Annotated in this window: 8 protein-coding genes; 2 read left to right on the forward strand and 6 right to left on the reverse strand. The window is 57.4% G+C overall.

Going from position 1 to position 15217, the window contains the following annotated elements; genetic code table 11:
• Nucleotides 1–94: 94 nt before the first annotated feature.
• Genes peaD through peaA form a run of 4 tightly spaced genes read right to left on the reverse strand, consistent with a single transcriptional unit; the run spans nt 95 to nt 4641 of the window.
• Nucleotides 95–1213, reverse strand: coding sequence for a quinohemoprotein amine dehydrogenase subunit beta (peaD, locus tag LN244_RS10115; protein ID WP_239039669.1), 1119 nt, complete (start codon nt 1211–1213; stop codon nt 95–97).
• Between the two features lie 13 nt (nt 1214–1226).
• Nucleotides 1227–1550: a quinohemoprotein amine dehydrogenase subunit gamma gene (gene qhpC, locus LN244_RS10120; protein WP_239039670.1), complete on the reverse strand. Its 324-nt coding sequence runs from the start codon at nt 1548–1550 to the stop codon at nt 1227–1229.
• 1 nt (nt 1551) lies between these two features.
• On the reverse strand, nt 1552–2982 hold the full coding sequence (gene peaB, locus LN244_RS10125) for a quinohemoprotein amine dehydrogenase maturation protein (RefSeq protein ID WP_239039671.1): 1431 nt from the start codon (nt 2980–2982) through the stop codon (nt 1552–1554).
• Between the two features lie 54 nt (nt 2983–3036).
• Entirely contained in the window at nt 3037–4641 is a 1605-nt protein-coding gene (gene peaA / locus LN244_RS10130; protein WP_239039672.1) for a quinohemoprotein amine dehydrogenase subunit alpha, read from the reverse strand.
• A 254-nt stretch (nt 4642–4895) separates the two neighbouring features.
• On the opposite strand from peaA, the gene torR reads away from it, so the two are divergent.
• Together torR and LN244_RS10140 are read left to right on the forward strand one after the other, a co-directional pair.
• A complete protein-coding gene (gene torR, locus LN244_RS10135) occupies nt 4896–5630 on the forward strand; it encodes a two-component system response regulator TorR (protein WP_239039673.1) in 735 nt (244 codons plus the stop codon).
• Nucleotides 5627–12010 (forward strand): AAA family ATPase, encoded by a 6384-nt coding sequence (locus LN244_RS10140; RefSeq protein WP_239039674.1) that lies wholly within the window; start codon nt 5627–5629, stop codon nt 12008–12010. Before torR ends, LN244_RS10140 begins: the two co-directional genes overlap by 4 nt.
• Here the strand turns inward: LN244_RS10140 and LN244_RS10145 are convergent.
• Nucleotides 11958–12833: a phosphate/phosphite/phosphonate ABC transporter substrate-binding protein gene (locus tag LN244_RS10145; RefSeq protein WP_239039675.1), complete on the reverse strand. Its 876-nt coding sequence runs from the start codon at nt 12831–12833 to the stop codon at nt 11958–11960. The two genes, LN244_RS10140 and LN244_RS10145, sit on opposite strands and share 53 nt — an antisense overlap.
• Nucleotides 12830–15142, reverse strand: coding sequence for a putative bifunctional diguanylate cyclase/phosphodiesterase (locus tag LN244_RS10150; protein ID WP_239039676.1), 2313 nt, complete (start codon nt 15140–15142; stop codon nt 12830–12832). Before LN244_RS10150 ends, LN244_RS10145 begins: the two co-directional genes overlap by 4 nt.
• Between the last annotated feature and the right edge of the window lie 75 nt (nt 15143–15217).

Below are 15217 nucleotides of genomic sequence, written 5' to 3' on the forward strand. Positions count from 1 at the left end.
TTCTGTTACGCAGGCCCAGTCAGCAAACAAAAACGGGAGGGCCGCTGCCGGCACCTCCCGTTGACTATACCTGAATTGAGCACTCAGTCAGGTATCAATCCCTGATGGTGGCCACACGCAGGTCGGATGTGGTCATGTCACCGGTCAGCTGGATGGAGCCGATCTTCTCCAGCGTATCGGAATCATGGATCGAGATATCGCTGCTGGTGCCGCCTACATAGATGGTCTTGCCATCACCCGAGATGTTCAGGTTGTAGTAGGTGTGCGGCATCTCATAGACCGCGAGGGTTTTGTTCTCACTGATATCGTGCTTGGACAGCGTATTGAAGCTGCCGTACAGGATATTGGAATCACGCGGGTCAGTGATGAAGTTGAAGATGATGAATTCGAACGGAATCGTCTCCATGCGCTCAGCTTCACCGGTTGCCAGATCCACGCGACTCATGCCCCACCACCACTCGGCGGTTTCGAAGTTCCACTCTTCAGAATCGAACTTGGCTGTGATGTACGGCATGATGTACTCGTTTGCCTGCTCACCCTGGGAGTGCATGGCAAAGGCATCAGGCGGCAACCACAGCGGACCTTTTTCCCAGTTGGCCAGCTTGGTGACAACACGGGTTTCGCCATTCTGCGGGTTGATTGCCTTGACGTCGGCACCGCCCAGAATCACTTCGCCCTTCTCGGTCGCAGCAATCTTGGTGATACGACGATCCACCGGGAAAGTGCGTACCGGCTTGGCATTCAGGCCATCTTCGATGTTGAACACGGCCAGACGCGGTTCCATGACCTCAAAACGGTCACGATGTTTCTTGATCGGGTTCTGCACGGTGTACAGTTCCTTGCCGTCAGCGCTGACCGCTACCGACTGGAACGACTTCACCTGAATGGTGGGCGTCGACTGTACGGCGCTGAAGGTCATTTCGCAGTTACGGATATCGAAACCGTAAATATCTTCCCAGTTGTTACCCAGCACGTAGGCATGAGTACCATCCTTGGACACGGCCATGGCGCCGGAGCCAAACGGTCCCGGGATATCACAGGTGCGTGCGATCTTGTTGGTGCTCATGTCGATCACGTGCAGCTGGTTCGGACGGGTCACCGTCAGCAGGTACTCCTGGTCGGCCATGGCCGTGGGTGCAACTGCTGACAAAGCGCTACCCAGCGCCAGGGAGCCGACGAGTCCGGCTGACTTAAACAGCTTGTTCAATTTCATTACCAGACTCCTGTTACTCAGCATCCTCGAAAATACCATCCAGCTTGCGCCAGTCCTTGTCGGCCTTCGCCACACCGTCACCCCACTCGGGATAGGTGTTCATGGTGTCCGGAACCTGTGCCGGCCACCAGCAGGCATCGGCGCAACCATAGAGGTCGGATTCCATCGGCTGGCAGAGCGAGCCCAGACCACCGAAGGGGTCCAGTTCCCAACCCGGGTCAGTGGTGGCAGTACAGCCCACCACAGTCTGCATGGCGACCACGTCTTCAACTTCTTCCGGGCTGACCGCTTTGTTGATCAGCTGTGCTTTCTTGTTCAGAGACTTCAGATGTTTCATATCAGGCACTCCTCCTGGGAGAGACGTATGCTTCGAAGAACCCGGGGTTCTCGAGCATGATCCGCGAATACACTTCCACGCCGAAATCGACCCAGTCTCGCATCAGGTCACAGTAGTGGTAGGAAGGATGCGTCGGATCTCCATATTTGGCGTAACTTTCGTGGTAGCAACCACCCGAACAGAGATTTCGAATACGGCAGGTTTCACAACCGGTGTTACTGCGGTCCAGACGCTTCTCGACAAACTGGCCCAGGCTGACCTTGTCGATGCCGTTTTCCACATCACCGAAGGTCGGCAGGTCAGAGCCGGTGAAACGATGACAGAGGTTTAGCCCCCCATCCTTGTCCACCGCCAGCAGACCGATACCGGCACCGCAAGGCACCAGTTTCTTGTTGCCTTCGTACATGTCGGTGATCAGCTGGTGCATGTTGCCGTAACCGAAGTTTGCATTGCGCAGTGCGGCTTCCAGATAACGCTTGCCCAGACGCTTCATGCCTGCAAACACCTCGACCAGTTCTTCACCAGTGAGGTTGAATTCGGCAATGTCACCGGACGTCACCGGACCGAAACCGACTTCAAAGAAGCCCAGCTCGTTGTAGAGGTGATCAAAGATCGTTTCTACATCAGTGATGCCCCGGGTCAGGGTCACGCGACAGCCGACAGGACGCGCGGTATAGCGCTTGAGCAGCATGTCCACCTTACGCTTGACCACATCGTAGGTGCCCTGGCCGCCCACCGTAATCCGGTTCTTGTCGTGCATCGCCTTGGGCCCATCCATTGAGATGGTCAGACCGAAACGGTGCGCGTTGAACCAGTCCACCAGCTCCTCGGTAAGCAGGGTGGCGTTGGTGGTCATGGTGAAATCAACGGTTGCCTCCAGATCCGCGAAACGTTTTTCGCAGTACGCCACAACCTCACGAATGAGGGGCATGTTGGACAGGGGCTCACCGCCAAAAAACACCACGTTGTAGGCAGGCTGTCCCGGCGACTCCTTCAGCAGCATCTCGACCGACTTGATGGCTGTGTCGTAGGCCATCTTCTCCCCTTTTGAGGGCGTCGTCAGGTCTTCCTTGTAGCAGTAGGTGCAGCTGAGGTTGCAGCCGGTGTTGACGTTCAGCACAACGGTGTTGAGCGGAAACTTCTCCACCTTCTGCGGGTCCGGGTTAATGCGAGCAACGATCCCTGCGTCGGAGATCACCTCCAGGGTTCGCAGCTCATCCAGCACTTCGTTAACCGCATCCTGCGAATAGCGCGCCCGGAGTTCGGCCAGATGCTCAGGCAACACCTGATCATGGCGATCGAACACCTGCAGCAGCTCACGGCCCAGCTCATCGAGCTCAAAGATACTGCTGCTGGGAATGTGAAACAGCATCTGCCGTGCATCGACATCGACACGGTGCAGATTCGGTTTCACTAGCGTCATGGCGCCCATATTCACCTCTTTGTTGTTCTGTTGGGTGGCTACTTGTTCAGGTTTGATTCGGGCTTAATCCAGTACGCGACGGACAAAATCCTGCACCGCTACCAGCATGCTGCCTTCGCCTTCGACCTGGGTACTACCGTCAGCAACGGTTGCCACAACAGTCAGACGACCGACATTGTTGGCCGACATTTTGCGTTCCGGGTTAAGGCCCGCATCACCAGGTGTGAAGATACCTGCGGCATTGAAGCTGCCAGCGTACTTGTCATCCTTGTCATGAGCCGCCACTTCGTCAGCCGGCTTGATGCTCCAGCTGGCAGGCATGTAACCCAGACGCAGATCGTCCTCGGTACCCGGCTTGCCATCAGCACCGGCGCTGTAGCCTACTGCACGATAGGAGGCACGAACTTTCGGCAGATTACCGCCGGCACCACCGATACGGGTCACCGCATTGGCCGGCGTCACGTCGACACGCGCCAGCTCGCTGTATACAGCCAAAGCAGACTCGCTTGCGGCCTGTCCAACACGGACGGTTCGCAGACCTTCATTGCCGGTGGCTTTGGCCAGCACAGTGATACGATCATCGGCGCGAGACAGTACCTTCTCGACTACAACCCCTTCGCCAAGGTTGATGTCACCTTTCAGATTCTGTCCGATCAGGGTCAGCTCTGCCGGTTCACCCGCACGCAGATAGGACGGCTGAACCGCCACCACCGCAGCCTTACCCTGATCACGCACAGCACTCAGCTCACCGCCGATTTCGCGCTCAGCCGCAACAAACATACGGCCTTCCAGACTGTTGCCCTGCTTGTCTGCTGCCATGACCTGACGCATTTTCACACCATCGATGGTCAGGCTGGCTCGCCATTCATAGCCGGTGTATACAGTTGCCTTGCCTTCACCGTTGAGCGCGGTTCCATCGGCATACAGACCTTCAAGCGTTACGTCGTAATGGCCTTCGGAGGTCTTGGCGGCGGTCATCCAGGCATCAAATTCGCCCTTGCCCGGAACGAAGCCGGTCACGCGCCAGCGACCCATCAGATCGCTTTTGCTGGCCTTCTGCCAGTTGTTCCATTCCTGAGTAATCAGCGGGAAACGCTTGCCAAGATCAGCGGCAGTATCGTTGCTGGCGATCTGGTACCACTGGCGGTCACGTGCCAGGGAGTGCAGTTCGGTGGTCGGGAACTGCCCCATGTGGAAGTCGACCAGGTATTTCCATTCCTGCTCAGTGCGGCGCTGCAAGGCAAAACGCGCCTCGGAGTGACAGCGGCCACAGGTTTCAGCCAGCCCCTGATCAATGCTGTTCTCAACCAGGTTGGTATCCTGCTCGAGCAGATAGCGATAGCCTTCTGTCTCTTCAGGTGCCAGACCCTGGGTGTCAGCCAGATGCTTGACCAGTGCGCGTTTTTCTTCGCGGGTCAGTTCAAGGCCACGCAGGTGAGTCATGCGGTTGATCGTCATCAACCAGCCTTCAGGGGTTTTACGCTGCTCGCTGATGCGTGAGAAGCTTGGCGCTTCGGCCGAACCGGTCTCGGTATGACAGGCCAGGCAGCGGTCCCGGATGATCTGTTGTGCGTCCTGAGCCAGCACCGGTGTGCTGACAAGCCCGGCCAGAGCCAGAAGGCCCGTACCCAGAGCTGCACGCTTCGAATTATTATTACTCAATGCCATCACTCCCTCACTGATGAGATGGATCTTGTTGTTCGCCCAAGTGCCAAAACGGCACTATGGCTCAGCCCAAATCGGTGCTTGTCGCTAAGCTAAACCTAGCATGTAAATTAATTTCTCACCTTTTGTGCTAAGTTGTGCTCAGATGTAACAGAATGTAAAAAGGACTTTCACTTTTCCGCCACTCGGTTGATATTGCCCCCTGGATTCACCCGTCCCGGTAGCCGCCCCGGCTTCACGCAGTAGAGAGCTTTACGATGAAGACCACACCCGCTGACATTCACATCCTCATCGTGGAAGACGATCTGGCCTCACGGTCACTGCTCGTCAGTTACTTCGAGAACGCAGGCTATCGTGTCTCGGAAACGGACAACGCGGACCATCTGGCCGAACGAATCGATCAGGATGCGGTGGATCTGGTGCTGCTCGATATCAGTCTGCCCGGCAAGGACGGCCTCACCGTAACCCGTGAACTCAGAGCCAACTCGGCCGTTGGCATCATTCTAGTGACCAGCAAGGGGGACGAGATCGACCGCATTGTGGGGCTGGAGCTGGGTGCCGACGATTACGTCACCAAGCCTTTCAATCCACGCGAGCTGCTCGTCCGGGCAAAGAACCTGCTTTGGCGCATGTTCATTGCCGACACCGCCAAGCGGAATGGTGAAAGCCGTAGCCAGATGATCTACTCCTTTGAAGGCTGGCAACTGGACCCTTACAAACGTCAGCTGACCAGCCCGGAAGGCCACCACGAGCGCCTGCCGGAAGGCGAGTTCAAGCTGCTGCAAACGCTGGTCAACCATCCCGGTCAGGTGCTGTCACGCGATCAGCTGATGGATGCCATCCATGACCGTGAATGGACGCCCAACGACCGCTCGGTAGACGTACTGATCGGCCGCCTGAGACGCAAACTGGGTGACAACCCGTCCAATCCCCAGTTGATCCTGACCGCCCACGGCGCCGGCTACATGTTTGCCGGCAACACTGGCTCATGAAAGCCCCCGAAGGCTATCGTCTTTACCGCCAGCTGCACCGCTCCGGTGACTGTCGCATCAGCCGCGCCGTGCGGCTGCAGGATGGCTCTGACGTCATCATCAAACAGCTTGATCGCAGTCAGTGCAGCCGCGGTCGGCTGAGCCGCTTTCAACACGAGTTTGATATCCTTTCGCGCCTGCGCATCAGTGGGGTTATCGAACCCTTTGAGTTGCTCCAGCTGGAGACTGGGCCCGCGATTATCTATTCGGACTCAGGCTCCCGTCCGCTGCGTCAGCTGATCGCAGAACAACAGCTCTCCTGGCCCCAATGGCTGCCGATCGCCATCCGTATCAGTGAACTGCTCGGCCGTCTGCACGAAGCGGGTATTACCCATAAGCAGATCAACCCTGATCATCTGTTGCTGAATCCCGATACCGGGATGGTCGAGCTCATCGGCTTTTCACGCAGCACCGGCCTGAGTCGTGAACAGGCGAACTGGCATACGCCAGACTTTGGCCGTGAAGGGCTGGCCTATATCGCTCCGGAGCAGACAGGGCGCATCAACCGCAGCATCGACTACCGCAGCGATTATTACAGCCTCGGTGCCACCCTGTATGAGCTGATGACCGGCCGCCCGCCCTTCACCAGTGATGATGGCATGAGTCTGGTGCATGACCAGATTGCCAAACAGCCCAAAGCCCCCCACCTGATCAACCCCCAACTGCCGGAAATGCTGTCACTGGTGATCCTCAAGCTGCTCTCCAAGGATGCGGCACAGCGCTACCAGTCCAGCGTCGGGCTGATCCATGACCTGCAGCTATGCCTGCGTGCGCAGCTACGCCAGGAGTATGACCTGCGTTTTCAACCTGGCCAGCGTGACCTGTCTGCTCGCTTCCAGATACCGCAGCGACTCTACGGTCGCCAGCCTCTGCTGGCACAGTTGCGCGAGCAATATCGCAGCTGTGGCCGCGGCGGACAGCCACTGGTGTTGATCACCGGTTATGCCGGTGTCGGCAAGACCAGCCTGGTCAACGAATTGCGTCAGTACGTCAACGAACAAGGGGGCAGCTTCAACGCCGGCAAATTTGATCAGTTTCGCCGCAGTCGCCCCTACTTCGCGATCGTTCAGGCCCTCCAGGGACTGGTTCGCCAACTGCTGACCGAACCTGAAGAACGCATCGCCCGCTGGCGCAAGCGGCTGGTCGACAACCTGGGCAGTCACGCTCAGGTGCTGGTCAAGCTGATTCCCGAACTGGAGCTGATCATCGGCAATCAGCCCATACTGCCCCCCTTGCCGCCGGCTGAAGAGCAGAATCGGTTTTCACGCATTTTCATCCAGATGCTGCGTGTGCTGGCGACCCCGAATCGCCCGCTGGTACTGTTTCTGGATGACCTGCACTGGGCCGACCTCGCCTCGCTGCACCTGATCGAAACGCTGGTCAGTGTCAGTGCCCCACCGGGGTTGATGCTGATCGGCAGTTATCGTGATCATGAGTTGAGCGCGACCCATCCGCTGCGCACCGCTCTGGAGCGCCTTCAGCACAATGGTCAGGCACCGCTGGAGATCAGCCTCCACCCCTTGCAACTGCCCGAAGTCAACCAGCTGGTCGCTGACACCCTGCGCGTCGAGCCTCTGGCCTGTCGGTCTCTGGCACAGGCCTGTATGGAAAAGACCCAGGGCAACCCCTTCTTCCTGAATCAGTTCCTGCATGCTCTGCATCAGGATGGTCTTATCACCTTCCGCGAGCAGCGCTGGCAGTGGGATGAGGATGCAATACGTGATCAGGAGATCACCGATAATGTGATCGAGTTGATGGTCAGCAAGATTCAACGCCTGCCTGCTGCCACTCAGCAGGTATTGCCGCTGGCCGCCTGTATCGGCAGCAGTTTCAACCTGCGCACCCTGTCCGTGGTCAGCGAACTGCAGCCACGCGCGGCCACCGACCGGCTCTGGCCGGCACTGACCGAAGGCTTGATCGTGCCTCAGGATGACAGCTACCGGCTGTTTCAGAACCTCGAACCGGAGCGCACCCGTTTTCGCTTCGTACATGACCGGGTGCAGCAGGCAGCCTACTCATTGATCGAAGATGACACGCTGGAAGAGCTGCACTTGCAGATCGGTCGTCAGTTGCAGCAAAGCCTGCAGCCAGATGAGATCGATAACCGTATCTTCGAGATCAGCAACCATCTCAATCAGGCGCAGAAGCGCCTGTCGTCGGACGAGGAGAGACTGCAACTGGCTCGGCTCAATCTTCGTGCCGGTCAAAAGGCGAAAGAGTCAGCCGCATTTGACTCTGCAATGGAATACCTGAATACGGGCCTGAGTCTGTTGCCGGCGAACGGCTGGCTGCATGACTACAACCTCGCACTGGAACTGCACACGACTGCGGCGGAAATCGCCAACATCAAGGGACAGCATGAACTCATGCTGACGCTGATCCGCACCGTCGAAGCGCATGCGTCCCAGCTGCTCGACCGTATCAGGGTGTATGAAATCCTGATCCAGTCGCAGGTAGCCAACAACGCTTTCCACCAGGCGTTGCAGACAGCGCAACTGGCACTGCAGCAGCTGGGCGTCAATATCCCGGCCAAGCCGCGTGACAGCCAACTGGCCTACGGACTTGCCCGTACCCAGTGGATGCTGCGCCGGATGACACCGGAAAAAATTCTTCAGCTGCCCAAAATGAAGGACCCCGAGCTGCTGGCCGCAATGCCGATCCTCGCCAGCATGTTCGGTGCCATCAAGTTTTCCAGCTCGGAGCTTCGCCCGCTGGTGATGGCACGCCAGGTCGAACTGACGCTAAAACACGGGCTCAACCCCTCTGCCGCCATGGCGTTTGCGGGATATGGTGGTGTTCTCTGCGGTCAATTCAACGCCATCGAGCAGGGCTACCGTCTGGGCAAGCTGGCTTTGCAACTGGACCAGCAGATGCCCTCGGTGCTGACCCATCACCGCACCCTGTCCCTGTTCAACAGTTACATTCGCCATTATCGCGAACCCCTGCGTAACTGCATGGAATCCCTGCTCAACGCCCATCAACTGGGGCTGGATGCCGGTGACATGGAATGGAGTGCCTATGCACTGGCGGCCTATATCCAGTATGCCTTTCCGCTGTGCCGCAACCTGGACGAGCTGCAGCCGAGACTTGAGCAATATGCCGCACTGCTGGAAGAATCTGGACAACAGCAGTCACTGCAGTACTCCCAGTTCGTCCTGCAAACCATGGAAAATCTGCGCGGTCACAGCGCGGACCCGACCAGATTCGACGGCCGCTTCTATCATGAAGAACGCAACCTGGCCGAATTGAAACGGGAAAACCACCGTACCGCCATCAGCCTGCATCATTTCTATAAAAGTCTGCTCTGCTATCTGTTCGGTGACTACGCCGGCGCACTGCGTCACAGTGATGCAGGCATGGAGCTGCGCGCTTCCATCAGCGGTACACTCACTGTGCCCTGGTTACAACAGCTCAACGCACTCAGCATTCTGGCTCAGCTGCCGCATACCAGCATCCTGCAGCAACCGGCACGCCTGCAGAAGGTCCGTCAAACCCTTCGCGCCTTGCGCAAGCTGGCACGTTACTCACCGGAAAACCACCGACATCATGCCGACCTTCTGGAAGCGGAGCTCTATCGCAGTCAGCACCAGCACACCAAGGCGATGGACCTTTATGAGCAAGCGATCGAGCAGGCTCGCCAGCAGGGTTTCATTCTGGACGAAGCCATGGCCACCGAGCTTGCAGGCCAGTTCTACCTGGAATGGGACAAACCCGGAATCGCCCGCACCTACCTGCAGGACGCCTATGAGCGCTATGCAGACTGGGGCGGTCGAGCCAAACTCGAACAAATGCAGGAACGCTACCCGTTCACTCTGGAGCGTCCTCTGCGTCACTTTGATGATAATCAGCCCAAAGAGTCTCCGGCCCTGAGCCAGACGCTGGACAACCAGGCCTTCGACATCAACTCGGTAATCCACTCGTCTCAGGCCATCTCCGATGAGATCGTGCTGGAAAGGCTGCTTGAACGACTCATGCAGCTGGCGCTGCAGAACGCCGGGGCCCAGCGTGCCATTCTCATCCTGCGCCGTCATCAGGGCCTTTTTCTGGAAGCGGAGATCTGTCTCAATCAGCCACCTCGTCTGTTCAATGCCCAACCGCTGGAGCAAAGCGAGGCACTACTGCCGCTGAGCATCATCAATTACGTGGCACGCACCAAAGAGGACGTGGTACTGGGCAATGCCACGGAACATCAAATGTTCCAGCAGGATAGCTACATCCGTGAGCATCAGCCTCGCTCCCTGCTGGCGATCCCGATTCTCTACCATGGCGAGCTCACCGCCATTCTCTATCTCGAGCACTCGGAAAGCCGTGACATCTTCAATCGAGACCGACTCAAGACCCTGCAGATTCTCGCTTCTCAGGCTGCCATCTCGATCGAGAACGCCAAGCTCTATCAAAGCCTGGAACAGTCCGAACGGGAGTACCGCTCACTGTTTGAAAACTCCAGCGAGGGGATCTTCCGCATCGACCGCCGTGGCCGCTTCATATCGGCAAATCCGGCACTGGTAAAGCTGCTGGGCTATCCCAGCGCTGACGCGTTTCTGAGCACCGTAACCGATGTCATCCGGGACTGCTTCGTGGATCGGGAAGAGTGCCGTCAATTCCTCGCACGGCTTAACCGAGATGAGCGCGTACTGGGATTTGAAACCCGCTGGCGCCGCCGCAACGGCAGTGAGGTCAGCATTTCGATCTCGGCTCATCGCATCACCGATGAACAACAGAATCTTCGCTACTACGAAGGCTCGCTGACGGATATCAGTGAGCGTAAAGCCAAGGAACAGGCCGAGCTGGCACGGGAAAAGGCCGAGGCCGCCAGTGAGGCCAAAAGTCAGTTTCTGGCGACCATGAGCCACGAAATTCGTACCCCGATGAATGGTATCCTGGGGATGGCTCAGCTGCTGATGCGCTCTGGACTCAGCACTGCACAACAGGAACAGGTGGATTCCATTTACCGCTCCGGCCAGACCCTGCTGAGCATTCTTAATGACGTGCTCGATTTTACCAAGATCGAGGCCGGTCAGATGGAGCTGGAGCAGGTGGAGTTCAGCCTGCATGAACAACTCGAACAGCTGCGCCAGCTGCTGACACCGATGACCCAGGAAAAACACCTGGACCTGATCCTGCGACTGGACCCCGAGCTGCCCGATCGGGTCTGCGGTGATCCCCGGGCTCTGAACCAGATCCTGCTGAACCTCTGCACCAATGCACTCAAATTCACCCATGAAGGCTATGTACTGGTGAAAGTTCGCCCGCTGATGTCCGAGGGGGATGATCAGTGCCGTGTTCACTTTGAAGTTGAAGACACCGGCATCGGCATTCCCGAATCGGCTCACTCGCGCATTTTCATGCATTTCAGCCAGGCAGACAGCTCCATCACGCGCCGATTCGGTGGCACTGGCCTGGGCCTGTCAATCTGCAAGCGGCTGGTGGAGCTTCAGGACGGTGAGATCGGCTTTGACAGCCAGCCGGGAAAAGGCAGCCGCTTCTGGGTGGAGCTGCAATACCCCCTTGCCAGACAGGCAGAAAATCACACATCCGTCTCGCATCTTCGCGAGGAAGGCGGCAAGCCGCGACTGGATATTCTGCTGGTGGAAGATACCCCGATCAATCAGCAGGTCACGGTAGGTCTGCTGGAGTCGGAAGGCCACAGCGTCAGCGTTGCAGACGATGGCTACACTGCGCTTTCGATGCACAACGATCATGACTACGATCTGGTACTGATGGATATTCACTTGCCCGACATGGACGGGATCGAAACCTCTCGTCGCATGCGTCAGCACCCTGACCCGTCTCGGGCAGCTGTTCGCATCATTGCCCTGACCGCATCGGTCACGCCGACAGAGATCCGTCGCTATCAGGAAGCCGGGATGGATGCAGTCGTCAGCAAGCCGTTGCAGTTCGACGAACTCAACCGCCTGCTCCGACAGCAACCGATGATGGATCAAACGACCAGTCCGGTGTCTGAAACCTCTGCCACACTGCTCAATCAAACCCTGCTCGACCAGCACCTTGGCATGCTAGGACATGAACGGTTCCATAGTTTGTGCCAACAGATGCAGGCCCAATGCTTCGAACTGCTGGAACAATTGGGAGAAGCCCTTCCTGACCAGCAGCCCCCGTTACTGCATAAGCTGGCAGGCACGCTCAGCAACTTCGGTATGCAACAAGCTGCTGAACTGAGCCGGGAGCTGGAGCTACGCCCCACACGATCCATGGAAACGATGGACAGGTTGCAACAGCTCTGCCGGCTGAGTCTGAGCGAACTGCAACGGCGTTACGGCCTGGGCGCTAATCCAGCTGACGAACCAAAGGTTCCAGCCAGCGGTAGTCCTCATCACTGACACTCTGCATCCCTACTGCCCCTTTTGTTTCCAGCAGCACTCGACGGGCCGATGAGGGCGTTAGCAGCACCTGGCGAATCCGTGCCTGAACCTCGGGACACAGATGGCTGCTGACCGTGAACGGATCATAATGGATTGGCCGTGAGCGCCATAGCTCACGCAGATCCGAGCTGGCCGCCTCTCCACGGCCTATGTAGTCGTCCGCTCTGCGGCTGGATACGAAGGCCGCATCTACCGCCCCGGAAAGTACGGCTTCAATCGCACGATCATGGGAACCGGCATAGATCAACTTGCCAACATAGTCAGCCAGAACCACACCGGTTTCACGCTTGAACTCAGTCATCGGAATCAACGCCCCGGAGGTACTGCCGGGGTCGGTCAGCGCCACAGACCTATGCTCTAAATCGTGGATGGACTTGATGTTGACGCCGGTTCCAGTCAGCAGCAGCGAGTGGTAGTAACTGCCTTCTGGCGTAAATGCTCCCCCTTTGAAGCTGTATGCCGCCAACGCCTGCACCCCGGGGTCTCTGGACTTGGTCTGTATATAGGCAGCAGGCCCAAGTTCAGCCAGATCAACAGCCCCAGACAACACGCCTTCAATCACCGCCTGGTAGGAGTGAACCGAAACCGTCTGGACCGGGATGCCAAGCACACGCTGCAGCTCAAGGCGCAGGGGCTCGAACTCCTGATACTGCTGAACCAGACTCTTCTTTGGAATGGTGGCAAAATGCAGCACCTCCGGCTGTTTGCATCCGGGTTCGGCGATTGCCCACCCTGCTCCAGACAACAACATCACGATCAAAACCCGCACAATCAGTTTCATACGACCAGCTCCTGTTCAGGTTGTTGGCGGTACTGCTGCACCTCTTCAGCATTCAGCGCCCGACTGAACAGATGCCCCTGGACCTCATCACAGCCGGCCAGTTTCAGATAAACCAGCTGATCGGGTGTCTCTACGCCCTTGGCAGCCACCTTCAAACCCAGTCGCTGCGCCACGGAGATCGTGGCCGACAACAGGACGTTGTCGTCAAAACTGTTGCGAATATCACGGATGAATGAACGGTCCAGTTTGATGCGACTGAAGGGCAGACGGCGAATTTCCTCCGGATCAAGCCCACTGCTCCCGAAGTCATCGAGCGTCAGCCCAATACCAAACTCGCGCAGCTCATGCAGCTGCCCAAGATGTTCGGCTCCAAGCTGTTTCAGGTCACGCTCGTTGACTTCCAGCTCCAGCCAGGCGGGGTCGATCTCATAACGTTCAATGGCGGCCTTGAGTTGACGACTCAATTCCGGCCCGTTGAGCATGGACAGGCTCACGTTGAGCGCAACAGGCACCATGGGCACCTGCTCAGCCAACCATTGCATCAACTGTTCGCATGCCTGTTCCAGCACCTGCCGCGTCAGTGCCGGCATGAGCCCCAGAGACTCGGTCAGCGGCAGCAGCTGCGAGGGGGGCAAGAGTCCGAATTCCGGATGATCCCAGCGTACCAGCGCTTCAAAGCCACAAAGCTGATAACCGGGCAATGACAAACGGGGTTGCAGATGAATGCGCAGTTGCTGTTCAAGTACACCCGGTAGCTGCTGCTCCAGATCAGCCGCATTCAGCTCCTGATGGTTGAGGGCCGCATCAAAGAAGGCATAGCGCCCGCGCCCGGCACGTTTGGCCGTATACATTGCGATATCGGCATGTTTGACCAGAGTGTCGATTTCCATGCCATCCTGCGGCGACAGCGCGATACCAATGCTGGGGCTGGTACTGAGCCCCGATCCCTGCAATTCGTCATATGGTGCGGAGAGGGCCGACACCAGTTCTCCGGCTCGGTGCTCGATATCCTCACGCCGCCGGACACCGGTCAGCATGAGCACGAATTCGTCGCCCCCAAAACGACTGATAATGTCACTTTCACGCAGCGTATTGTTGAGCCGTCGGGAAACCGACTGCAATAGCTGATCCCCCACCTTATGCCCCAGTGTGTCATTGATCGATTTGAACCGATCCAGATCGATAAAGACCACAGCGGCAAAACGCCCCTGGCGTTTGGCTCCGAGCAAATGTGAGTGCGCCAATTCAAGGAAAAGCCGACGGTTATACAGCCCCGTCAGGGCATCGCGCGAGGCTGCTTCCAGTGTCTTGCGATGCTCTCGCTGCAGCCTCTCCAGCAACGCCTGACTGCGTTGTTCCGAGTGCTGCAGCGCCCTCAGATGCGTTTCACGTCCGTGCATCATCCAAAGCAGCCAGCCAAGCCCAATCAATACCACCAGGCTAAGCATCAGCACGGTAAAAATATAAATGGAACGCTGCTCTCGGTAGGGAGCCAGTATTTCGCTCTCTGCCTGACGCACCACTACGACGAACGGGAAGGACTCCAAGTGATAAAAGAAACTGGCAAAGGGCTGCCCCCTTTCACGATCCAGAGCCGTAAGCTGCCCATGCCGCAGGCGCGTTCTCAGGATAACACTGTTATCAAAGTTCCCTTTTGCCATGACCAACCCACTCTGATCCACTTGCGACAGCTCATCACCCGTGGAGGTCAGAATATGGATACTGGCTTGAGCGCCCAGATCGAGGTTCTGATAAAGCCTGAGCAGATAACCAAGGTCCAGCTCAAGCAAGAGGAATGAATGTTGGCTACCCGTATCCGCGGTATAGGGCATCAGCAGAGGCATGGACCAGGGGTGTTGCCAGGCGCTGCGTGGCAACACCCATAAATCGCCGGAGCCCCTTGCATCGGGGTAACGCCATTCAGACTCGAGGTATGTCAGCGTTCCAGGCGAGGTGCTGTAACGCAAATGGCCAAGATCATCGTACAAACTGAGCCGGTTGAACACCGGATCCGACAATATCACCGCTGACATGTCGGAGTTGACCCGCAGCTGCGCGTCCTGCTGAAAGCCCTGCACCAGAATACGCAGAGTTTTCGCACGATCCAGAACCTGCTCCAGATTTTCGGCCACGATGAAGGACAGGTTGACCAAAGCCGTGGACTGCATGGCCAGTGCCTGCTCACGACTGTCCCTGAGTTGAATAAAGGTGAATAGCCAGACAATGCCAATCAGCAGCAGCGCGAATACTGCTACCCCCCACTGAGGAGCATTCAGCGATGCGGGATTACGTTCCAAAGGTGGATTCAAACAAACGTCCTGTTCAAGCTCGAACTTTCGATCGACTGTATTCATAAGGCGACAGCAAAGCTAACACCCATGCAT

The sequence above is a fragment of the Marinobacterium sediminicola genome (assembly GCF_022343685.1).
GTDB classification, from domain to species: domain Bacteria; phylum Pseudomonadota; class Gammaproteobacteria; order Pseudomonadales; family Balneatricaceae; genus Marinobacterium; species Marinobacterium sediminicola.

Coding starts and splice junctions, on each gene's coding strand:
- torR (WP_239039673.1), top strand. CDS start 4,896: ATGAAGACCACACCCGCTGACATTCACATCCTCATCGTGGAAGACGAT.
- peaD (WP_239039669.1), bottom strand. CDS start 1,213: ATGAAATTGAACAAGCTGTTTAAGTCAGCCGGACTCGTCGGCTCCCTG.
- peaB (WP_239039671.1), bottom strand. CDS start 2,982: ATGGGCGCCATGACGCTAGTGAAACCGAATCTGCACCGTGTCGATGTC.
- LN244_RS10140 (WP_239039674.1), top strand. CDS start 5,627: ATGAAAGCCCCCGAAGGCTATCGTCTTTACCGCCAGCTGCACCGCTCC.
- peaA (WP_239039672.1), bottom strand. CDS start 4,641: ATGGCATTGAGTAATAATAATTCGAAGCGTGCAGCTCTGGGTACGGGC.
- qhpC (WP_239039670.1), bottom strand. CDS start 1,550: ATGAAACATCTGAAGTCTCTGAACAAGAAAGCACAGCTGATCAACAAA.
- LN244_RS10145 (WP_239039675.1), bottom strand. CDS start 12,833: ATGAAACTGATTGTGCGGGTTTTGATCGTGATGTTGTTGTCTGGAGCA.